Consider the following 22,332-nt stretch of genomic DNA (forward strand, 5'->3'; position numbering starts at 1 on the left):
ATGGTTTTATGGCACCCTCTCAAAACGCCTATTGAGCGCAAAGTCAGTGGGCATAAAAAAATCAATGCGGCTCCGCCTCTTATTTTATGTTGCAGTTTTTTAATATTAATAACGCTAGGAGCATTGGCATTAAAACTGCCTTTTGCAACCTATGAGCCTATTTCATGGATACAAAGTGCGTTTACGGCAACCTCTGCGGTGACTGTAACTGGACTGGTTGTAGTGGATACCGGTTCAGTGTTTACCCCTTTTGGACAAGGCGTTATTGCGTTATTAATTCAACTGGGTGGTCTGGGGTTAATGACCTTTGCGGTTGTAACTTTAATGGCACTGGGTAATAAAGTTGGCTTTATTCAAAAAACAGTCACCAAAGCTGCTTTTAATCAAACAGATACATCTACGTTGGTCAATACCGCTAAGTCTGTTTTGCTGTTTGCACTAATCGTAGAATCTATAGGCGTTGTTATTTTAACGCTGTATTGGCTACCTGAAATGGGTTTACAGAAAAGCTTTTTTTATGCTCTTTTTTATACCATTAGCGCTTTCAACAATGCAGGGTTTGCATTGAGTCCTAACAGCTTAATGCAGTATGTTGAAGACCCCGTTGTGAATTTAACTATTACCGGTTTGTTTATTATTGGTGGCCTTGGCTTTACCGTATTAATGGATTTATATAAATCAAAGCGTTGGGCAAAGCTCAGTCCCTACAGTAAATTAATGTTGATCAGCACAGTTATTATTAACGTTATTGCATTATTGCTTATTTACGCGATTGAATACGATAATCCAAAAACACTGCAACCACTGTCTGAAGTAGGTAAATGGTTAGCTGCTTGGTTTCAAGCTGTCACTCCCCGTACTGCGGGATTCAATACCATTGCTATTGAAGAATTAAAAAATGCCAGCACCGCTTTAACTATGATGCTTATGTTTATTGGTGGCGGCTCTTTAAGTACCGCAAGTGGCATTAAAGTCGTTACGTTTATCGTTTTAATTTTAGCAACCTATAGCTACCTAAGACGTGACAAAGGCGTCACTGTATTACGCCGAGAAATAGACAAAGAATCTGTGTATAAAGCATTAGCTTTAACCATTATTTCAGCAGGAGTCACTTGGTTAGCTATTTTTACCTTACTGGTCGTCGAAGATGCGCCTTTTTTAGATGTTGCTTTTGAAGCGGTATCTGCACTGGGGACGGTAGGGCTTTCACGTGGTTTAACATCCTCGCTATCACCACTGGGAGAGTTTATTATTATGTTTTTAATGTTCATGGGCAGAATAGGTCCGCTCACTATCGCCTATTTTTTAGCAAGTCCACGCACTAAAAAGCTAAGATACCCAAGCGCGCAACTCTCTATTGGCTAACAAACATTCACGCGGGTTAATCAGCCCGCGTTTTAATACCCGCTAGCTCCCGCTCAGTAATACACTCACCCGATGCCATTTCAAATTCTCGACACGTTAATGGGCGATTTTCGTAAATAGAGCACATTAGCGTGTTACGATCGAGTGCTTCACACCAGCCATCGTCGCCGCGCTTCATAACCTCACTGCCCCATTTGTCGTAATCAATATATCGAAAAGGAACACCGGTATCAGTGACAATACGCACTTCTAATTGGCAGCAACACGCTTGGCAGTTAGCGCAAGTGACTGGTTGGGTATTGATATTTTCAACAGCAATGATTGAGTTTGGCATACAGACTTTTGATAAATGATATACAAGCTATAGGATACACGAGCGAGGCAAGGGTGACAGTAAAATAACGTCAGATATTAAACATCGTTATATTGTAATTAACTAATCACTAAAAAAGCGTGCTGATTAACCTGCACGCTTATTTAAGATTAAAAATTGAAAACCACTTTAACGTTATCCGATACAGCTGATGAAGAGACAAAGCCAATGGTGTCAGGGTTAGCTGCGACCATTTTGATTACTTCACTGTCATTTTCTAACTCTTTAGGTGGTGTGCCCTTTCCTGTGAAAATTAGTTTTGACCAATATGCTTTTAACTGAGAAGACGTTTTATTAAGTAATTTACTATTAAATTGCTCGGTTGCAGCACTACTTGGTTCTTGAGATATTGGAATGATCTTATTGCCATTGCTAAATGACTTTTCTTTTCCTGTATAAATTCGGCTGATAACAGACTCATCAAAGCTACTTTCATTTGAAGGATGCACGATAATAGCAAAATCTGCATAGGCGAAGTTCGTAAACAGGAATATTACACTTAATATTAATTTTTTCATTTTACTTCTCCTTAAAATACAACATCGACACCAAGCGTGATAGCTTTACTATCACCGGCCACAGCTAAATCAAACGAGTCATCTTTGACTCTATCGTATTGCACTTTAAATGCAGCTGACGGATGAAAGTCCCACCTCACACCAACAGCAAATGTATTATGCTGCTCTGTATCACCATCACCTTCTTGTTCGAAGTCTGAAAACATGACATAAGGTGTAATTGAATCAAAACGATAGCCCGCACTGATCATATAAGTGTCGAGATTACCATCTAAGTCTAAACGGTTAAGCTCACTTAAAACGAAAAAATCACCAAAATCAAGATTTGCAGCTAAACCATAAAATTTACCATCTCTGCTATCTTTGCCGTCCCACAAAACCGGTTCACCCGCACGAAAACGCTTGTTGGTGTATTGCATGTGGGTCACTCTTAGTTCGAGCCAGTCACGATTTAGTAACAGTACGCCGCCTAACATATCTTCCCAAATTTCTCTTGTTGGCTCTTGAAAGAAGAAGTCTGATAATAGCTTGTTATCGTCATCGTCCTCTTTACCAGTATAAATATTCGCAGACACTCCCCAGTCACCTATAGAACCTGAGTAGAGTAAATTAACGCCCTCGTAGTTAAATACTTGCCATGTATAGTTATCTGCAGGGGCTCGCATCCATACATATGCATAACCTACATCGAAAAAGTCTGAGTAGTAAAATAGTGGTAAACGCTTCTTACCTGCTTGAATAGTCCAATTATCATTAATATCGTAAGAAATATAAGCCCATTCAAAGTTTGCCTCAAAGTCGTTGACTCCTCTGGCAACTAGCTGACCTGTTACAGAAAGACCTTCACCCAAATCGCCTGATACCTGTAATCCAATCAAAGACTCTGGCGAAAAGGATAAATCTTCAGTGTATGCACTAACATTTGGATAGTCCGCAAGAAATGTTGGTTCAACGCCATATTGCGGGACACCTGTACCGCTCAGTACCTTACCTGCATTAATACTTGCAAAACCCGAAATATTAATTTCAGCATAACTACTTGCTGATATAAATGCTCCCAATAGTATAATTTTTTGCAGTTTCATTGATCACCTCATTATTATAATGGCTGTCATAGCCAAATTGAGTATAGTAAAGCAAGAAAAAGAAACAAAAAATTAACACTCTTTTATTTTTATACTGATTTCTAATATTATTTAGCCATCGACCTTGATAGCAATGTCCCTTTAATTTCGCTGTAGCGCTGTTGCTCGCACAGTGCAAAACCACTTAGTTGACGTACTTTATTACGCGCAAACAGTGGCACGCTCATTCCCGCTAAAAACCGGCATTGGGTTTCAATACCTACATTGTGTACACCTTTAGTTGCCATGTGCGCTAAAAACTCATCGACCTTTTGATAAATAAGCGCTGTATCAATCGTTGCAGGGGGAATTGAATATTCAAGCTTAACTGAATGCCCACGACACACCGAGCAATGTCCACACTGCTGTGGCGCATTCGCATCATCAAAGTAACGGGCTAAGTTATAGCTTAAGCAAGATTGCAGCTCAAAAAAGCGTACTAAAGCAGCAATCCGTTTTATTTCCGCTTGCTCTTTATCAGTAAAATAATCGTGTAACTGCTGGGCAAGTGCAGGATTATTAATCACCTCGCTATGCACTTTGTACACGTGAGTAATACGTTTGGTTTCAAGGGTGATAAGGTTTTTTTCAGCCAAATAGTCAAGCGCGGCTACCACACGTTTACGGTCAACCTGCGCGGCTTGCGTTAGGGAGTCAAAATTAAGTGTGCCCCATATTTTTTTAAAGTCGGTATGACTAAATATTTGTGTTAAAAAAGCTTGGCGCTGCTCATCAAACTGGCTAAGTAACTCATTTTTATCAACCAAAAATTTATACTTAAAATCGGCATAATAAGCATACTGCGGGGTTATTGCGCCTTGCATTTCAAGCTGTACCAGCAAGGTTTTAAGGGCAAGTTGGCGAATATTACTCTCGCTTGAAAGGCTATATTCTTGCATTTCCCATTGCTGTTGAGCTTGGCGAATATCGTTAATAACATATTCAATACCGCTGAGCTCTGGAGTATCGCCGTAAATAAAGTTTTCTACTGTATTTAAGCCATCTAAATTAGCCAGGGTATAACAATTTGATGGGTTGCCGTCACGCCCTGCGCGGCCAATTTCTTGGCTGTAGTTTTCTATTGATTTAGGTAAATCGTAGTGAATTACAAAGCGTATGTCTGATTTATCAACCCCCATACCAAAGGCAATGGTAGCAACCACTACATTTATTTTGCCTGCCATAAAATCGTCTTGAATTTGCCCGCGTAGGGTGTCTTCAAGCCCTGCATGATACGCCACCGCTTGCAGGCCCTGCGCGCTTAACATATTGGCCACTTGCTCAGCACTTTGCTGCAGCGTGACATACACAATACCGGGGCCGGTTTGCGCACGGACAATTTTAGTAAGCTCATTGTTTTTATCCGCCGTTTTAACACTCAGCACATTTAAATCTAAATTAGCGCGATAAAACCCCGTTTGCACAATACATTGTGGCTCAATAGCAAAGCGCTCGGCCATATCGCGTTTTACTTTTTTAGTGGCGGTAGCGGTTAATAGTAGCACTAACGGAATATTTAGCTCTTCACGATAACGAGGTAGTTTTAAGTAATCGGGTCTAAAGTTATGCCCCCATTCAGATATACAATGCGCTTCGTCAACAACCAACATAGAAAGCGCCACTTGGCTTATAAACTCCCTAAAGCGTTCGTTTTTAAAGCGCTCAACCGACACCATTAACACTTTAACTTTACCACTTCGTACGTCGTTCATTACAGTGCTACTTTGCATTTGGTCTTGGCTTGAGTCGAGGCTGGCGGCATAGATGCCTTTGCTATTTAAAAAGCTAATTTGATCTTTCATCAAGGCCAATAACGGCGATACCACCAGCGTTAAATGCGGTAAATGTAACGCGGTGAGTTGATAGCACAACGACTTACCCGATCCTGTAGGAAATATTGCCAGTGATGATTGGCCATTTAGCAGCTGCTCTATGGTTTGTTGTTGCCCTGCTCTAAACTGATTAAAACCAAAATGTTGCTCAAGAGACTGAACTAGCGAGGTACTCATAAAAGCGTCCTTTTTATGTCGGTGCCCATAAATGCTGTAAATGCGCAGTAGATGAAATATTTGCATATCAGTATACATCAAATGACGTGATTTATTGCTGACATATCCTTTAATTAGGCGCACACTATAGCCCCATAAAAACGTGCTTTGCCAAAATAATTTTTTGATACCCAAGTCATTTTAAAAATCAACGTACAGAAATTGCTTCGGTATATTATTTTTAAGGGCATAGTCATGGATATAACCATACCAAAAATCGTCATCATCGGCGGTGGCGCTGGTGGGCTGGAGCTAGCAACTCAATTAGGGCACAAATTAGGAAAGAAAAAACACGCAGATATATTACTCATCGATAAAAATCGCACTCATATATGGAAACCGTTATTGCACGAGGTTGCAACTGGCTCTATTGATGCCGATTTAGATGGGGTTGTTTACTCCGCGCATGCTGCCAAACACCACTATAACTTTCAACTTGGTACCTTTTGCAACCTCGATAACAACAATAAAACCATTACCTTAAGCCCTCTATATGACGAGTTAGGGCATCAAATTTTACCTAAACGCACCGTTCACTATGATCATTTAGTTATTGCTATTGGCAGTGTGAGTAACGACTTTAATACGCCAGGCATTAAAGAGCATTGTTTTTACCTAGATTCAAATCAACAAGCAGAGCGCTTTCAACACGCGCTGCTGGATAACTTTACTCGCCTTCATCAAGACGATGACCCATTACACTCATTAAACATCGCCATTGTTGGCGGTGGAGCAACTGGGGTTGAGCTCTCGGCTGAGCTGTATCATGTTTCTGATTTACTAAAAATATACGGTTTAACCAATATGTCGGCTAAGCGTTTACATATTCACCTGATTGAAGCGGGCCCCAGGATTCTTCCGGCGCTGTCTGAGCGAATTGCCAGTTCGGCCAAGCGTGAGTTATTAAGATTAGGCGTCACCGTTCGGGAAAATACCCAAGTTAAACAAGCAACCGAACATGGCTTTATCACCAATGATGATGAGCAAATAAATGCGGATATTATGGTGTGGGCGGCGGGCGTAAAAGCACCTGACTTTATTAAAGAGCTGGGTATTTTTGAGCTGACTCGTAATAACCAAATAAAAGTAAACGAGTACTTACAAAGCAACCTTGACCCACAAATATATGTGCTCGGTGATTGCTGCGCGTTTACGCAAGATGATGGTACGCAAGTGCCGCCACGCGCACAATCGGCACATCAAATGGCACAATGCGTTGAAAAAAACTTAATCGCCACATTACGTGAGCAGCCCCTTAAAAAATTCGAGTATAACGACCATGGCTCACTGGTTAATTTATCGCGCTACAGCACAGTAGGCAGCTTAATGGGTAACCTAACCAGTAATAGCTTTTTTATTGAAGGTAAAATTGCCCGCTTTATGTATATTTCATTATATAGAATGCATCAGCGCGCTATTCATGGCAGTGCCAAAACCTTTGCTTTGTGGATCAGCGAAAAAGTGCTGCGTGTTGTGCGTCCTAAAATGAAGCTGCACTAGCCAAAATTAAAGACAGTGGTAATTTAAGTTACCACTGTCTTTAATTTTTAATATTAGCTATATAAAGTACACAAAAATTTTAAGGAAACAGGCTATGTCGGATAAAACGCTTATTTTTAATTTTGATGGTACCGGCAGTGAACCCCGAGACGCAGATCAGTTTAGTACAGAGCATTTTAAAGAAGACGCCAGTATTTCTAATATTTTAAAACTACACTTATTGCTCGGTGGTAAACTTGATGATTCTCCCACCACCCCATTTTCCAAACAGTTAAGTTTTTATTACCAAGGCATAGGCACTAAAGGCAGTCGTTTAAAACGAATTTTAAATCAGGCACTCGCCCCACGTTCAGACGATGTAGCCAGCATTTTAAATCAAGCTATTAATGATTTTAAACAGCATTACCAAAGCGGCGATACCCTCCTACTTACCGGCTTTAGCAGAGGCGCTGCATTAGCGCGGCGATTTGCAAAGTGCTTAGAGCCACTCATACATGAAAAGGTGTATTTATGTGTGTTTGATACAGTGGCCTCAATTGGCATGTCAAAGGTGAGTAAAGCCACTTGGGGTGCAGAGCATGTTATTTTTGAAAATCACACCATTGCCAGTAATGTCTCTGAGGCGCTGCACTGTGTAGCGCTTGATGAAAAACGTCGCGCCTTTGAACCGACGTTAATGAACCAGCAAGCTAACATTACCGAGCTGTGGTTTGCAGGAGCCCATTCTGATGTGGGAGGCGGCTACTATCGCGATGGACTTGCCGATATTTGCTTGCGTTATGCACTTGAGTGGCTCATTGCTCAGCCACTGTCAGTTTCATTGCTAACCAGTCATGACATCGATTACGAAAACCTTTTACCTGAGAGTAACTTGGTTGCCCAAGACGATGTGACTGTTATTCCCGATCCACTGGCGTTAAGTCATCAGCAAAATTACTTTTGGCTAAACCCATTTTTTAAACTTGTTGATAGGCAGTGCTGTGTATTAATTGACGATGAAATCAGCCACGTCGCCCCATTAATACATCACAGTGTTGCACAGCGAATTAATAAACTAACCAGCTATCGCCCCGAATCGTTAAAAAACTTACATTATAAAATGATTTACAGCGACGACAGCACGTTAAACTTTATGGGACTCAGTGCCCATATAATGCTAGCCAACCAAAATATGAGTTTACTTAGCATAAACCAAAGCCAAGATGTGATGGTATATGCCAGTGAAGCCTACAACGCCACCGGCTTAATGCTTGCCCAAGGTGCGACCTACCGTTTTACACCTTATCCTAATCAATATTGGTATGACGATGGTATAAAGTGCTCTCCTTCTGGGTGGCATCGCGATAACGTGCAACTCGGCGTTAAAGAAATCCCCATGGCATTACTTGAGCCATTTAGACGTTTAGCTACAGCGCAGTGGTTTAGTTTAATCGGCACGATTGGTCAAAGCGATGAACATGCCTTTGAAATTGCTGAAGGCGTTGAAATAACCATTAAAAAATCGGGAGAGTTTTGCCCTTTTGCTAATGATTTAAGTCGTTTTTATGGTGCGAATGCCGGTAGGATAAAACTTAAAGTAACGCGATTAAGCTGATAATCAGTGCACTTTATACTGCAAAGTGCACTGAGCTAGGGATAGCTGGTGGAGGTTATTGCTTTTTCATTTTATGGCCTTTCACGGCATAAAATAATATGAATAGATAACAAGGTAACAACACCGAGTAGCCTGTTTGTAACGAGGTAAATCCACTCAGTAGCCCCCATAAAACGGGACCAAATGCACCTCCGGCAATCCCCATGATTAAAAGCGCAGAACCAGTACTAGTAAGTTTACCCAATCCTGATAATGCTAGTGGGAACACCGCAGGCCAAACAATGGCATTTGCTAAGCCTAAAAAGGCAATCAGCAGTAAAACATCAGGCAAATTAGCGCCGCCTAAAGGCACCAATAGCGCATTGGCAATAACAAACGACTGTGCATCGAGCAGTAAAATACATAATGTAATAACAATCCCTAATACAGCCGATGCGGTTAAAGCGCTCTGCTGAGAAATAAATTTAGGGATAAGTAAAATACCTAAAATATAACCAAACACCATAAACATCATAGTGTATGAGGTCATTACCCCATATTTTTCGACTCCCAGCGATAGTGCAAAAGTACCGATGGTATCGCCTGCAATAACCTCAACCGCCACGTACAAGAATATCGCAATAGCGCCTAACACTAAGTTTGGATGAGAGAGTGTTTCACGAATTTCACCCTTATCGTTTATTGCTTCAACTTCATCATTAATAAGTTCAGGTAGCGGCGACTTTTTAACCGCAAAAGCTAATAAACCAATAAATATGGCCATGCCTAAGTAAGGTAAAATAAGGCCGTTGGCCATATCATCAACTTGCTCTTGGCTAAGCTCTGTGCCTACCGTACCGGTAAAGTTGCTTAAAATTAAGGCGGTAAATACCATCGGAGAAATAACCCCTGCGCCTTTATTTAAAATACCCATAATACTAATACGCACAGCAGCCGACTCTTCTGGCCCTAAACGCACTACGTACGGGTTAACCGCAGTTTGTAATAGAGTTTGACCTGCCCCCATCACCAACTGGGCTAATAAAAACAGAGGAAAAAACTGTGACATAGCAGCAGGAATGAACAGTAAACCCGCTAACATCATACACCCCATGCCAAGCGCCATCCCGTTCTTATAGCCAACTTTTTTAATTAACACGGCCGAGGGAAGCGCAGTAAAGGTGACGGCAATATAAAAGGAAAATAAAATTAACGACCCTTGAAACGGAGTTAACTGTAAAATCTGACTTAAATACGGCATTAATGAGCCATTTAGCCAAGTAGCAAAGCCCAGTATAAAAAATAATACCGCAACAATGGCCATAGGGACCACGCTACTATTTTTGGACGTATCCATAACATTGGTTGTCATGTTATTTTCCTTTATTTATATTTATTATGTTGTTAACAAACCTGAGCGCCGCCAATCCACGTGCTAATGACTTGTTGTTGTGTGTTTAATTGTACAAAATCTGCTGGACTGCCCGGTATTAATCGCCCGTGTGTGGCGGGCAACTGTAAATACTGAGCAGGATATAAACTTGCCATATTAAGCGCTTGCGCTAATGGCTGCTTTAAATGGGTTACTGTATTTCTTACTGCGGTTGCCATATCAAGCGCAGATCCTGCCAGTTCACCCGTGGTAGAGGTGAGCTTACCATTATCTAAGGTGACGGTACGGTCAAAAAAAGCAAATTCGGTGTCATTCGTACCCACTGGTGGCATCGCATCAGTGACTAAAAAAACACGACCCATTGGCTTTGCTTTTAACGCAAGCTGACATGCAGCGTAATCAACATGATGCCCATCAACAATTAGGCCGCAATAGGTGTCATCGTTTAATAATGCACAGCCTACAACACCTGGCTCTCGCCCCTGTAATGGCGACATAGCATTATATAAATGCGTAAATCCGGTTGCGCCAGCATCAACCGCGCGCTGAGCTTGAGCAAAGCTTGCATTGGTATGACCTAAACAAACGTGTATGCCTACCTCACGCATTTTAGCGATATCACTTGGCAGAACATTTTCAGGTGCAACTGTTACCACCACTTTACCTAAATCTTGGCGAGATAATACCTGCCATTCTTGTTCAGAAATAGGGCGAATATAATCAGCACTATGAGCGCCTTTTTTTGCAACAGATAAGTGCGGGCCCTCAAAGTGAATACCAATAATACCGGGAGTCTGCAAAGCAATAGCATCAGCAATGACATCGGCTGCTTGGTGCATCACTTCAACCGTGTCAGTAATTAAAGTCGGCAACATGGCAGTTGTGCCATACTTGGCATGTGCCAGCAGCATTTGTTTAACCCCAGCAACACTGCTAGTACGATTAAACAATACACCACCGCCACCATTTACTTGCACGTCAATAAAGCCTGGCGCAACTAACCCCGTTAGATGCTCATCTGCCTGTTGCACGTTATCATCTATTGCCGTAATAATACCCGCATCAATGCTCAACACTTTGTCGTTAACAAATTGCTCGCCATCAAACAGTTCTGCTACATGAATACGTTTTACTGACATTTATAATGTCCTTGTTACTTTTTTAAGCCCCTTAGGCTCATCAGGATTAAAACCACGGCTTAACGCTACTTTTGCCACATCAAGATAAAAACGCTGCAATACTAAAAATGGCGCTAATCGAGGGTGTACGTTAATACCGTTTTGATTAAGGCTAATCACGTGTGCACCGCGTTTTTTAACCTCAGCAATTTGCTGCTGATGTGAGTCTTTAGTTTCATCATCAACCGAGCAATCTAAAATCACTAACCCTTGCTCAACTAAGGTTACCGGACCATGTAAAAATTCTGCACTACTGAATGACTCAGCATGAATAGCACACACTTCTTTAAGCTTAAGTGCCATTTCTTTTGAGATAGAAAACCCTAAACCACGGGCTAATACCACCATATTCTTAATGTTTGCAAACTCAGTAGGTTGTAACTGAGTTGGCGAGTCTATCATTGCATCAAGCGCGCTAGGCAGCTCTTTAAGCCCTTGTAATAATGACTCATTTTGCGTCCAATTAGCAACAATATGCACCAGGGCTGATAACGTTGCTAGGTAACTTTTTGTTGCCGCCACCGAAATTTCATCACCGGCTTTAAGGGGTACAAAATCATCCACTATGTCTTGCAATGGTGACGCTTCATCGTTAACCAGTGCAATACAATAAGCGCCCGCTTCTTTCGCCATTTTTGCTTGAGCGAGAATATCTGGGCTGCGTCCTGATTGAGAAATTACAATCACCACAGCGCCTTCAAGCTTTAATGTTTTACCATATACACTCGCCACTGATGGCGCTGCTGAACTGACCGGTACACCGGCTTCAATTTCAATTAAGTATTTACCAAAAACGCCAGCATGATCTGATGAACCGCGACCAATCATCATCACCACCTTAGGGGCCATATCGCGAAGCTTATGACCAATTTTTTCCACTAAAGGTTGGTTGGCAATAATTTGCTTTTCAATAACATTTGGCGTTTGCGCCGCTTCTTTTTCCATTAGGGTGTTAAACATCATAACTCCTGGCTGCTGTAATTAACGTGCTGTTGTTTAGCGTAAAGTACAGACCCCATTTCTGGTGACGATAATGGGGCTGATAAAATAGCTTGAATGTCTGGATCTAACCATGTTGTCATCACGGCTGATAAGCCACCGATAAACGAAAGCCTTGGTGGGTTTTTATCTAATAGTTGACGTGCAATATCGCTTAAGTACGCGCCACCTTCTTTTAAAATGGCAATCGCAATGGCATCGTTTGCTTGTGCTGATTGAAAAACACAACCTGCAAGTTGCGCAAAAAAGGCGGCTGGTTTATTCGCAATCACTTCAACTAGTTGCATTGCATCACGCACTTCTAAATACTTCATAATCAAATTAGTAAGCGCACCACTTGGGATTAACTTGTCTAGGCTTAACAACACCTGCTGACAAGCAGTAAAGCCTATCCATGCACCGCTGCCTTTATCGCCATGCGGGAAACCATGACCACCAATCATAAACGATTGACCATTAACGTATGAAAATCCACACGAGCCAGTACCTGCAATCATCACTGCGCCATCACTACCTTGATGAGCGCCCATACAAGCAATGAGTAAATCAGTCGTTAAATGCATAGTTTTAAATGGGTGTTGCCACTGGGTCATTTGATTATGCAAACTTGGTAAGTTAACTCCCGCCAGGCCAACCCCTGCGATTAATGCAGATAAAGGCGTCTCTTTGAGTCCTGCATCTTGCAAGGCTAAACGCGCTGATTGCTCAATGGAATGCGTTGCTTGGCTAAATCCATGTAACGGGTTACCAGGGCCTGCCACACCGGTGCCTACTATTTCATTACAGCTATTGACGATAATTGCTTTACATTTAGTGCCACCGCCATCGATCCCCACAAAGAGTTCATTGTTATTAATATTGTTGGTGATCATTTTTGCCTCTTAATTTGTTCGACCGTTTTGCAAAACACTGAAAATAAAACCGGACTGTCATACTGTATGAATCTTATACTAGCACAAATGACAGCGTTGTCATTATTTTTATTTACAAATAAATAACTTCTTTCATCTTCAATAATTTAAAGGAAAACGCACCTTATCGGTGCGTTACTTTGAGCTTTCTGCTTACACGACTTGCTGATGGAGTCTTAGAGCGAATCCATACATCTTGTGTTACTTTGACGGGTTGTTTATAGGTTTGCCATTGGCCGCTTCCTTGTTTGTATTCAATTACCAAACCAGGGTAGGCAATATTGGCGTACAACATGCCGTTCTCAATTTTTGCGCCCGCATTTGCAAGACGATAATGCACATCAGCCATTTCTAGCTTAGGAAATTCTTTTAGTCCCATTGTGGCTGCAAAAGTCTGCCATTGCTGATCGCGCTGCTGTTTTAATGCTGAGCTAAAGCGATTTGTTTGTTGGCTATAAACAAAGCCATTGTGATCATACGGTATCGCCCAATCTGCCTTATGCCATGCTCTTTGTGCCAACGATAATAACCGTGGGAAGAGCTTATATTCGGCCATATTATTGGTGCGCGTATTTTCACTCCATAACTGCCCTTGAATACCAATAAAGCGTTTATCTTTTGCCAAAGGCGCTGATACTACCTTGCCTTGCTCATCACGCTGTAACGTGTCATCAGCGACATAGGGATTATCTTCTCTATCGAGCCAAAATTCAGCATGAATAGGTAAATTGTCTGGCATAAACTGAAATATTTTTTCGGTATTTATGTGCCTTGAAGCCCAGTAATAACCATGCTCTTGTGGGTCTGCTTCATACGGAAAGTCAAAATACAGCACATCTGGCGACGAGAGTACCACTTGCCAATTTCTATTAGCAAATTCATGGGCACGTTGATGGCCGTTCCACATTAATAAATCCCAGCTATTACCTTGTACAACCTCTGGCATATTCTCTGGATTAGTATGCGATAAACCATCGCTCCATGCAGCGGTTTCAATATTCATATCAGCCAACATATTCGCAATACGTTCAATAAAATAGCTGCCCAGCTGACTCGCTTCAGTAATTTCTAACTTATTTTGTTTAATAAAATCAGCACAAGCTGGTGAGTCAACCCACGCTCCGGCGGTTTCATCGGCGCCTATGTGATAACGGGTTAACGGATGCTGTGCATCACTGTGTATGCCTTTTACCTGTTCCATTACTTCACGAATAAACGCATACGATGAGTCTAAACACACATTAATTGTATTGTCGTTATAGTGCTGTACCGACGAATACACGGTTGTATCAAGCGGATCATAAAGTAAAAACTGCTCGGCTTTTTGTTTATCGCCTTGTTTTATGTATTTATTATAACGCGCTTGCATGGCTTTAATTGCAGCGCGAGAATGCCCTGGCATATCAAGTGATGGGATCACTTGAATATGACGCGCACTCGCCGCTTTAAGTATTTCTTGATAATCAGCCACCGAATAATAGCCGTTTGCTGCACTTGAAGTATCAAGCCCTGCGCCCAACTGTGGCATTAAACATTGTTGCTCGCTTTGATCAAAACAACGCTTCGCCCCTATATCCGTAAGTTCAGGAAGTGATGGGATTTCTATACGCCAACCTTCATCATCACCTAAATGTAAATGCAGCTTATTAAGTTTATAAGCCGCCATTTGATCAAGCAGCTTTAAAATAAAGTCTTTGTCGCGAAAGTTACGCGCAACATCCACCAACACCCCTCTAAACTGATAATGCGGTGCATCAATTACCTCTCCCACAGGTAACATATTACTGTTAACCTGATACAAACTCGCTAAGCTTTGCAAAGCATAAAAAATGCCCGTTTCATCAGCGGCATTAATCACAATTTCATCAGCTTTAATCGCTAACTTATAGCTGCCTTCAAATTCATCATTTTTAGTTACTGTATTAAGTGTGACCTTAATGGCCGCTGCATCATCGCTTATATTAATACCTAGTAGTGCTAACCTTTGTGTTGCGGCAGATAAGTGTGTTTTATCTATTCCTGAGTAGTTAATATTAAGCCCTTGGCTAATATCTAGCGTTTGAGTTTGGCTAAATTCGCTAAAACGTGGGGTCGGAATAATTTGTTGAGCAATCACATTGCTCACTTGATTTTGCGACGTTAAATAAGCAGAAAAGTCATATTTTTCATTGCGCTCAAACAAGCGCTCAGCGCTAAGCCACTGCGTTTTATCATTCGCGGTACGCTTAAACTGACGTTCATAATCGGTGTAAGGCATAACATGTGGCAACACCTCTAACCCTGTCTCTGGGTCAATTTTAGGTTTTGTGCTTTCAATCACTTTAGCGGTGTCATTATTATTAACAACTATATAATTAGGAATTGCGTCGCTTTGCGATAATGACCAAAAATGCGCATAAAAAGTAATCGTTTTAGTCTCACCCGCTTTAAAGCCAGTAAACCCGTCTTTAAGCTCAATGACATGAATGTCGCCATTAACGCGTTTAATAGTAAATTCATCGCTAATCGCCGTTTGAATCGGTGTAATTTGACTAAAGTAAATTTTCCATTGGTCAACGTTAATCGCCGAGTTGGCGGTTAAATGTAAATACGCTTTAAAACAGTGACCGTTTTCAATATTTGGATCGCACTGAGCTGATGGGCGGTTATCAACCTGCTGATATTTTATTTGTAACGTTTTAGCAAGTAACTCTACGGCGCTATCGTTTGCGGGGCTTAGCTGAACCGATACCGTATTTTGTTCATCAACATTGCCCTGACACGCACTCAAACCCAGTGCTAAGCAGCATGCTGTCAGTAATGATTTAATCTTCATTCGCTACTTTCCCTCTATTGTTATTAATTAGTCACTCAAGTATCTCTTTCAGATACTTAAATTAATCCCGCTTTTAAATCAATCACTATTCACATCTAGCAATTGCTACCTTAGCGCACACAATCCGCTACCTTAGGGTTTAAATAATAATTAACAGCGCGCACCAACTTATGACAACGCTGTCATCAAATTGTTAATGTATCCTTTTTTTTCTTTTATAGCTACACAGAAGGGCAAAAAAGATACAAAAAATTTACATGTATGTGCTTAATATTCTTTTAAACTATTGTATTTAAATTAAATTTAAATATTACTAAATTATTACCTAAAACTTTATCTACCATTCTCACAAGAAAGGCGTATAAATTAACTGTTAATATTCAATGATGTCTTTATAATTTAGCCGTCAAATAATAAAAACCGAGCACTGTTAACTGCTTTTGCTGTAGTTGTTAACCGATAAAGATAAATTAGTACCCAAAATGATATGTAAAGGTCTATTAAGCCTATGAGAACAACAATAAACGACGTGGCAAAAGATGCCGGGGTATCAATAAAAACGGTATCACGAGTAATAAATAACGAAACCTCGGTGCGTGACAACACCCGTGAGAAAGTCATGGCGTCGGTTAAAAAGTTGAACTTTCAGCCTAACCTTGCTGCAAGAAGCCTCGCAGGAACAAAAGCTTACAGCATTGCTTACATTTACGACAATCCAAATGCCTACTATATTATAGATATGCAAAACGGCATTTTAGATGCGTGTAAAAAGCAAGGGTTTGAACTACTTATCCACCCATGCGATGCCAAAGAAGCACATATTATTGACGAAATAACCAGCATGATAAAACGCACCCGAATTGCCGGTATTTTACTCACGCCGCCATTTTCAGAGATGCCACATTTTGTTGAAAAGCTGACACAGCTTGACCTAAAAGTTGTGCGTATTTTATCGGGGCACGACGCCCCCGATACATTAACGCCCTGTATTATGATTGACGATAACCTCGCCTCTAAATCAATTACCGAACACCTTATAAATAATGGCCATACACGCATTGGCTTTTTAGCTGGGGGCAGCGAACATAACTCCACCAAAGAGCGCTTAGAGGGCTACAAAGCGGCTTTAAAACAATACGGCATTACTATAGACCCTAGCTTAATTATTGATGGCGAATACTCATTTGAATCCGGGGTTGAGGGTGCTAAAACACTCATTAATCAACAAAACAGGCCAACCGCTATCGTCTCATGTAACGATGAAATAGCCGCCGGTGCGTTATTTGCAGCCAGATTAATGAACATTGATATACCCAGCGAGCTTTCTATTACAGGGTTTGAGGATAGCCCATTCTCACGCCAAACATGGCCAAAGCTCACTACAGCGCATCAGCCAAATAATAAAATTGCTGAAGATGCAGCCAGCTTACTGATAGCTCAAATTCGTAATGGCAATGACCGCGATATTATTAAACTATACACACCAGAACTGGTTGTCAGAGATTCAACAGCCCCTCCTATAGCTTTATAATTAATTAGCTGGCACGCGCTCAAGTCCCCCTTCAGCGCTTAAAGCATTAAAAGCGGCCTGATTTTTGAACGCATAGCCTGTACCACTGAGTTTATTAACAATAAAACGGCACATGTTGTAAATTTTACACTTAGGGCCTGTTGATCTTTCAAGGTTATATAACTCAGTTAACCTCTCCAATACCAATTCGCTTAATTAACTGAGCTATTTTGAGGGAGGAAAATCGTGTCGATAGCAAGGCAAAAAATTTCGTTATTTAGTTGTTCTAAATGAGACGTTTTTAACGCTGTTAGCGTCTAATCTGCCCCCTCAAAATGATTAAGTATTATTGCAAATTGGTATAAATATACAGGAGTAAAATATGGCCAAGTCAGCCCAATTGTATAGAATGGCAACCGATGAACATATTTGCCCATTTGGTTTAAAATCTAAAGATTTGCTTGAACGTCAAGGCTTTGAAGTAGACGATCACTTACTCACCTCAAGAGCGCAAACCGATGCGTTTAAACAGCAACACGACGTAGAAACAACACCACAAACGTTTATAGATGATAAGCGCATCGGTGGCTACGATGAGCTTAGAAGTTTCTTTAATAAATCCCCTGCAGGCCAACAAGGCACAACGTATACGCCGGTCATTACTATTTTCGCGGTTACCTTGTTGCTAAGTTTAGCCTTTTCGTTGAGCGGTGCAGGATTAAGCATGTATACGCTTGAGTTATTTGTTGCGTTAACCATGGCGGTACTGGCCATTCAAAAGCTGCAAGATTTAACCAGTTTTTCAAATTCCTTTATCACTTACGATTTACTCGCCATGAAAGTGATCCCCTATGCCTATGTTTACCCATTTTTAGAAGCTTTTGTTGGCGTGGCCATGATTGCATCACTTCCAGTTTACTTGGTTGCACCTATCTCTTTGTTGATTGGTAGTGTCGGCGCAATATCCGTGATTAAAGCCGTGTATATAGACAAACGCGAACTTAAATGTGCCTGTGTTGGCGGCGATAGCAATGTACCGCTTGGCTTTATTTCACTAACCGAAAACCTATTTATGATAGCAGCCGGTATCTGGATGCTAGTTAAATAATAAAAAGGCGCGATAGGTTTAAAACCTACCGCGCCACTATTAAGTCTGTATTTATAAAGTAAAATTAACTCACTTTATAAACAAAAATTAACTCTCACTTATGGGGATGTTTAAACCGGCCTCTGCATCGGCTAGCATAGCAAACTCTTCATCTGCACTTTTGGCCACTAAATGTTTAGAACTAAAGCCAAAGTAATACGCAGCCCCCACTATAAATAACACCATAGTGTATAAAAAAGCGCGGGGATCAAAGGCGTACACACCGGTCAGTGCAATCAACGATAAGCACAATGCAATACCTGAAGTCACAGTCCCGCCAGGCGTTTTATAAGGACGAGGTAAATCTGGCTGCTTATAGCGCAGTAAAATGTGACTTAGCGCCATTAACGCATACGATACGGTTGCACCAACCACCGCCATAGCTAACATTAAATCGCCCTCACCACTTAGTGAAGCTAAAAAACCAAATACAGCAGGTACAATAAGCGCTCGTGCGGGCACTTTACGCGCGGTAGTAATTGATAACGAACGGGGTAAATATCCCGCACGCGACAACGCAAACACCAATCGACTATAACCATAAATAATAGAGAAAAATGAAGCCACCAGCCCTGCTAGCCCTAATATATTAACCACGGTTGCTAAATCGTTATTGCCCGTCGCATTTAACGCATCCACCAGCGGAACTGCACTTGCGCCCATTGCTGTTGCACCTGCTGCCCCGGGTACTAATACAACCACTAATAACGCGGTAAACAATAAAAACACCATAGCGCCAATAATGCCTTTAGGCACATCTTTCGCCGGATCTTTTGCCTCTTCTGCCGCCAATGGTACCCCTTCAACCGCTAAAAATAACCACATAGCAAAAGGTAATGCTGCCCATACACCATACCAACCCAGAGGTAAAAATTCACTCGCGCCAGCAGCATCGGTTACGGCAACATCAAATAAATTTGTCGCATCAAAATTGGTGATTAACACCACAGCGGTGGCAACAATGGCAAGTACCGCCAAGCCGCTTATTACCATCATTACTTTTAGCGCTTCACCAACCCCAGCTAAGTGAATACCCACAAACACCAAATAAAAGAGCGCATAAACCCAAGGGCCATTAAACCCCGTTAACGCCTCCACCGCAGAGCCAATAAAAATAACAATAGCAGCCGGTGCTAACGCATATTCAATTAATACCGCAAGGCCGGTTAAATAACCCCCCGTTGGCCCCATTGCTTGGCGAGCAAAGCTATACCCTCCTCCGGCAGCGGGAATAGCAGCCGACATTTCAGCCAGCGATAACACTAAGGTGAGATACATAATAGCCATTAATACTGCCGCTATGGCAAAGCCGCCCCAGCCTGCTTCTGCAATACCAAAGTTCCACCCAGCAAAGTCTCCTGAAATCACATACGATACCCCTAACCCCGCCAGTAATAACCAACCCGCAGTGCCACTTTTAAGTTGCCTTTTTGCTAAGTACTCTGAATTATTAGTAGACATAACATCCTCTTTATCGATTTTTTATTTTTAGTTACCGTTATTCCGCATTTAAAAAATGACGGCTCGATTGTTGATGCTCAATCACATCATCCTGTGTACGATCTTTTAAGTTCACTCCTGTTAGTTTTAATTTTTTTGCCTCACGTAATAAATAAACTGCACGCCTTGCAGCCTCACAGTAAGGCAAGCCCGCAGGGCGAATATTTGAAATACAATTGCGACAGGCATCGTTAAGACCTGTTTTAGGTGCCCAAGTTAAATATAAACCAAGGCTATCGGGCGAGCTAAGCCCTGGTCGCTCACCAATTAACACCATGACTACTTGTGCATTTAAAAGCTCTCCAATGTCGTCACCAATCGCCACCCGACCTTGCTCAACCACACTAAAAGGCGCAATGTTTAACTCACTGTTATCACCTAGCTGCGCTAATAATTCATTAATAAAAGGATAAGCATTTTTTTGCACCGCTAGCGACGATAAGCCATCAACCACAACGATGGCTAAATCATATTTTGCAGCCGTATTTTGCTGCCCAGCGGTGAAATTAAGTAGGGTTTGTCGGTCGTTTTCATCTAACCTGCGTCCTAAATCGGGGCGTTGTAAATACGTCATTCGGTCAACAGCCTGGCTATGTAAGCGCAAAGGAGCAGCCAGCTGTTTCTCAGCACTGAGTTTGCTAAGCTGTTCGGTTATTGCATTAATATCGAGCGGAAAGTTCACCGCATCACGCGCTTGTGCATGGGATAATTGAAACGCCAGCATTTCACTGGTCGGTAAGCTTATTCCTGCGCGGCCAAGGCCAATCCGTGCATCGGTAAAACGGCGTAAATCGCGCCATGGGTTATGCACCACGTTGCCATTATTTTTATGTGTATTATCGCTGTTGTTTGTAACAGACGTTGCGTTAGAATTTGATTTCATACTCAGCCCCCTTTAATCGCATTCAGTGGTTTAGCAAAAGCGGCAGGTAATGTATCAGATAAAATAATATCGTGACTGTTGCGCATAATGTTCATATCAGTAAGCCACTTTTCAAACTCTGGCGCGGGGCGCGCGCCCAGTACTCGGCGCACATATAACGCATCATGAAATGAGGTGGTTTGGTAATTAAGCATAATGTCATCAGAGCCCGGAATGCCCATCACAAACGAGCACCCGGCGACCCCAAGTAGCGTAAGTAAGTTATCCATATCATTTTGGTCGGCCTCGGCATGATTGGTGTAACACACGTCGCAGCCCATCGGAATACCCAATAACTTGGCACAAAAATGATCTTCAAGCCCTGCGCGAGTAATTTCTTTACCATCAAACAAATATTCAGGACCAATAAAGCCCACCACGGTATTAACTAGTAGCGGATTAAATTTTCGTGCAACGGCATAAGCACGGGTTTCGCAGGTTTGTTGATCAAGTCCATGATGTGCGTTAGCCGAAAGCGAACTGCCCTGCCCCGTTTCAAAATACATCACATTATCGCCTACAGTTCCGCGCTTTAAACTCAGTGCGGCATCTTGTGCCTCAGCTAAGGTATTTAAATTAAAACCAAAGCTCGAGTTGGTTGCTTCTGTTCCACCAATAGACTGAAACACTAAATCAACCGGCGCTCCCGCTTCAATGCATTCAATCGTGTTAGTAACATGAGTAAGGACGCAGCTTTGGGTAGGAATTTCATATTTTTGAATCACCTCATCCATCAATGTCATCAACTTAATGGCCTGCGCTACGTTATCGGTTGCAGGGTTTATACCTATTACCGCATCACCATTACCGTACAAAAGCCCATCTAAAATACAGGCGGCAATACCGTTAATATCATCCGTAGGGTGGTTAGGTTGCAATCGCGTGGATAAGTGCCCTGGTAAGCCAATGGTATTTCTAAACGCACTGGTTACATGGCATTTTTTAGCAATTAAAATAAGATCCTGATTTCGCATTATTTTGCTTACAGCCGCAGCCATTTCAGGGGTGATCCCTTGCCTAACACTTGCCAACACAGCGGGAGTTGCAAAGTCACTTAATAACCAGTTACGAAAATCGCCTACGGTTAAATGAGCAATCGCCATAAATGCATTGGTGTCGTGATCGTCCATAATTAAGCGGGTTATCTCATCGTCTTCATAGGCAATCAGCGCCTCATTTAAAAACGTTTTAAGCGGAATATCTGCCAGTGTCATTTGCGCCACAGCTCGCTCTTGTGCTGAGCCTGCTATCACTCCTGCAAGACGATCGCCCGATCGCCCAGGGGTAGCCTTTGCCATTACTTCAGCCAAGTTTTTAAAATTGTACACCTGCGTGCCTAACGTATATCGGTACCTTTGCCCCATGATCTACTCCACATAACAACTAGTTCAAACCTTGGTACAGGTTTTGCTGACCTATAAGCTATAAATCAATTTTGTTTAGTTTCAAGAGAGCT

17 protein-coding genes are annotated in these 22,332 nt (G+C 41.8%); 5 read left to right on the top strand and 12 right to left on the bottom strand.

What is annotated here, in order from left to right; all coding sequences use genetic code 11:
- The gene (locus tag N523_RS0103340) at window positions 1-1,365 is read left to right on the top strand and encodes a TrkH family potassium uptake protein (RefSeq protein ID WP_028834288.1); all 1,365 of its coding nucleotides are present in this window, start codon (window positions 1-3) and stop codon (window positions 1,363-1,365) included.
- Between the two features lie 16 nt (window positions 1,366-1,381).
- Here the strand turns inward: N523_RS0103340 and N523_RS0103345 are convergent, their stop codons facing one another.
- The 4 genes from N523_RS0103345 to N523_RS0103360 form a co-directional block, all read right to left on the bottom strand.
- Window positions 1,382-1,699: a YkgJ family cysteine cluster protein gene (locus tag N523_RS0103345; protein WP_051440304.1), complete on the bottom strand. Its 318-nt coding sequence runs from the start codon at window positions 1,697-1,699 to the stop codon at window positions 1,382-1,384.
- 149 nt (window positions 1,700-1,848) lie between these two features.
- Window positions 1,849-2,256: a substrate-binding domain-containing protein gene (locus N523_RS0103350; RefSeq protein WP_013462898.1), complete on the bottom strand. Its 408-nt coding sequence runs from the start codon at window positions 2,254-2,256 to the stop codon at window positions 1,849-1,851.
- An 11-nt stretch (window positions 2,257-2,267) separates the two neighbouring features.
- Window positions 2,268-3,341: a porin gene (locus N523_RS0103355; protein WP_028834290.1), complete on the bottom strand. Its 1,074-nt coding sequence runs from the start codon at window positions 3,339-3,341 to the stop codon at window positions 2,268-2,270.
- A 107-nt stretch (window positions 3,342-3,448) separates the two neighbouring features.
- On the bottom strand, window positions 3,449-5,389 hold the full coding sequence (locus N523_RS0103360) for a RecQ family ATP-dependent DNA helicase (RefSeq protein WP_028834291.1): 1,941 nt from the start codon (window positions 5,387-5,389) through the stop codon (window positions 3,449-3,451).
- Window positions 5,390-5,623: 234 nt separating this feature from the next.
- Here N523_RS0103360 and N523_RS0103365 point away from each other — a divergent pair, with 234 nt between their 5' ends.
- Both N523_RS0103365 and N523_RS0103370 read left to right on the top strand, forming a co-directional pair.
- Window positions 5,624-6,928 carry an NAD(P)/FAD-dependent oxidoreductase gene (locus tag N523_RS0103365; protein WP_028834292.1) on the top strand — a complete coding sequence of 435 codons (1,305 nt, stop codon included), beginning with the start codon at window positions 5,624-5,626 and terminating at the stop codon, window positions 6,926-6,928.
- A gap of 94 nt (window positions 6,929-7,022) precedes the next feature.
- Window positions 7,023-8,522 (top strand): phospholipase effector Tle1 domain-containing protein, encoded by a 1,500-nt coding sequence (locus tag N523_RS0103370; RefSeq protein ID WP_016899129.1) that lies wholly within the window; start codon window positions 7,023-7,025, stop codon window positions 8,520-8,522.
- A gap of 55 nt (window positions 8,523-8,577) precedes the next feature.
- On the opposite strand, the gene nagP is transcribed toward N523_RS0103370, so the two are convergent.
- The 5 genes from nagP to N523_RS0103395 form a co-directional block, all read right to left on the bottom strand.
- Window positions 8,578-9,873, bottom strand: coding sequence for an N-acetylglucosamine MFS transporter NagP (nagP, locus tag N523_RS0103375; RefSeq protein ID WP_024602609.1), 1,296 nt, complete (start codon window positions 9,871-9,873; stop codon window positions 8,578-8,580).
- Window positions 9,874-9,905: 32 nt separating this feature from the next.
- Window positions 9,906-11,033 carry an N-acetylglucosamine-6-phosphate deacetylase gene (gene nagA / locus N523_RS0103380; RefSeq protein ID WP_028834293.1) on the bottom strand — a complete coding sequence of 376 codons (1,128 nt, stop codon included), beginning with the start codon at window positions 11,031-11,033 and terminating at the stop codon, window positions 9,906-9,908.
- On the bottom strand, window positions 11,034-12,032 hold the full coding sequence (nagB-II, locus tag N523_RS0103385) for a glucosamine-6-phosphate deaminase NagB-II (RefSeq protein WP_028834294.1): 999 nt from the start codon (window positions 12,030-12,032) through the stop codon (window positions 11,034-11,036). It lies immediately after the preceding gene.
- Window positions 12,032-12,943 carry an N-acetylglucosamine kinase gene (nagK, locus tag N523_RS0103390; RefSeq protein ID WP_016899125.1) on the bottom strand — a complete coding sequence of 304 codons (912 nt, stop codon included), beginning with the start codon at window positions 12,941-12,943 and terminating at the stop codon, window positions 12,032-12,034. The genes nagB-II and nagK overlap by 1 nt, the downstream gene beginning before the upstream one ends.
- Before the next feature lie 163 nt (window positions 12,944-13,106).
- Complete coding sequence (locus tag N523_RS0103395) at window positions 13,107-15,797, bottom strand: family 20 glycosylhydrolase (protein WP_028834295.1); 2,691 nt, start codon at window positions 15,795-15,797, stop codon at window positions 13,107-13,109.
- A 508-nt stretch (window positions 15,798-16,305) separates the two neighbouring features.
- Between N523_RS0103395 and N523_RS0103400 the strand changes: the two genes are divergently transcribed.
- Window positions 16,306-17,328, top strand: coding sequence for a LacI family DNA-binding transcriptional regulator (locus N523_RS0103400; RefSeq protein ID WP_028834296.1), 1,023 nt, complete (start codon window positions 16,306-16,308; stop codon window positions 17,326-17,328).
- 361 nt (window positions 17,329-17,689) lie between these two features.
- The gene (locus tag N523_RS0103410; RefSeq protein WP_028834298.1) at window positions 17,690-18,415 is read left to right on the top strand and encodes a MauE/DoxX family redox-associated membrane protein; all 726 of its coding nucleotides are present in this window, start codon (window positions 17,690-17,692) and stop codon (window positions 18,413-18,415) included.
- 87 nt (window positions 18,416-18,502) lie between these two features.
- On the opposite strand, the gene eat is transcribed toward N523_RS0103410, so the two are convergent.
- The 3 genes from eat to N523_RS0103425 are packed head-to-tail and all read right to left on the bottom strand — an operon-like array spanning window position 18,503 to window position 22,240.
- Window positions 18,503-19,915 (bottom strand): ethanolamine permease, encoded by a 1,413-nt coding sequence (gene eat, locus N523_RS0103415; protein WP_028834299.1) that lies wholly within the window; start codon window positions 19,913-19,915, stop codon window positions 18,503-18,505.
- A gap of 37 nt (window positions 19,916-19,952) precedes the next feature.
- Window positions 19,953-20,837 (bottom strand): ethanolamine ammonia-lyase subunit EutC, encoded by an 885-nt coding sequence (gene eutC, locus N523_RS0103420; RefSeq protein ID WP_028834300.1) that lies wholly within the window; start codon window positions 20,835-20,837, stop codon window positions 19,953-19,955.
- A 2-nt stretch (window positions 20,838-20,839) separates the two neighbouring features.
- Complete coding sequence (locus N523_RS0103425) at window positions 20,840-22,240, bottom strand: ethanolamine ammonia-lyase subunit EutB (RefSeq protein WP_028834301.1); 1,401 nt, start codon at window positions 22,238-22,240, stop codon at window positions 20,840-20,842.
- Between the last annotated feature and the right edge of the window lie 92 nt (window positions 22,241-22,332).

This window comes from Pseudoalteromonas sp. 23_GOM-1509m (assembly GCF_000518425.1).
Taxonomy (GTDB): Bacteria; Pseudomonadota; Gammaproteobacteria; order Enterobacterales; family Alteromonadaceae; genus Pseudoalteromonas; species Pseudoalteromonas tetraodonis.

Excerpts from the sequence above, each read along its gene's own strand:
- N523_RS0103340 (WP_028834288.1), top strand. The coding sequence starts at position 1 with ATGGTTTTATGGCACCCTCTCAAAACGCCTATTGAGCGCAAAGTCAGT.
- N523_RS0103410 (WP_028834298.1), top strand. The coding sequence starts at position 17,690 with ATGGCCAAGTCAGCCCAATTGTATAGAATGGCAACCGATGAACATATT.
- nagA (WP_028834293.1), bottom strand. The coding sequence starts at position 11,033 with ATGTCAGTAAAACGTATTCATGTAGCAGAACTGTTTGATGGCGAGCAA.
- nagP (WP_024602609.1), bottom strand. The coding sequence starts at position 9,873 with ATGACAACCAATGTTATGGATACGTCCAAAAATAGTAGCGTGGTCCCT.
- eutC (WP_028834300.1), bottom strand. The coding sequence starts at position 20,837 with ATGAAATCAAATTCTAACGCAACGTCTGTTACAAACAACAGCGATAAT.
- N523_RS0103370 (WP_016899129.1), top strand. The coding sequence starts at position 7,023 with ATGTCGGATAAAACGCTTATTTTTAATTTTGATGGTACCGGCAGTGAA.
- N523_RS0103345 (WP_051440304.1), bottom strand. The coding sequence starts at position 1,699 with ATGCCAAACTCAATCATTGCTGTTGAAAATATCAATACCCAACCAGTC.
- N523_RS0103365 (WP_028834292.1), top strand. The coding sequence starts at position 5,624 with ATGGATATAACCATACCAAAAATCGTCATCATCGGCGGTGGCGCTGGT.
- N523_RS0103400 (WP_028834296.1), top strand. The coding sequence starts at position 16,306 with ATGAGAACAACAATAAACGACGTGGCAAAAGATGCCGGGGTATCAATA.
- N523_RS0103350 (WP_013462898.1), bottom strand. The coding sequence starts at position 2,256 with ATGAAAAAATTAATATTAAGTGTAATATTCCTGTTTACGAACTTCGCC.
- N523_RS0103395 (WP_028834295.1), bottom strand. The coding sequence starts at position 15,797 with ATGAAGATTAAATCATTACTGACAGCATGCTGCTTAGCACTGGGTTTG.
- N523_RS0103360 (WP_028834291.1), bottom strand. The coding sequence starts at position 5,389 with ATGAGTACCTCGCTAGTTCAGTCTCTTGAGCAACATTTTGGTTTTAAT.
- N523_RS0103425 (WP_028834301.1), bottom strand. The coding sequence starts at position 22,240 with ATGGGGCAAAGGTACCGATATACGTTAGGCACGCAGGTGTACAATTTT.
- N523_RS0103355 (WP_028834290.1), bottom strand. The coding sequence starts at position 3,341 with ATGAAACTGCAAAAAATTATACTATTGGGAGCATTTATATCAGCAAGT.
- nagK (WP_016899125.1), bottom strand. The coding sequence starts at position 12,943 with ATGATCACCAACAATATTAATAACAATGAACTCTTTGTGGGGATCGAT.
- eat (WP_028834299.1), bottom strand. The coding sequence starts at position 19,915 with ATGTCTACTAATAATTCAGAGTACTTAGCAAAAAGGCAACTTAAAAGT.
- nagB-II (WP_028834294.1), bottom strand. The coding sequence starts at position 12,032 with ATGTTTAACACCCTAATGGAAAAAGAAGCGGCGCAAACGCCAAATGTT.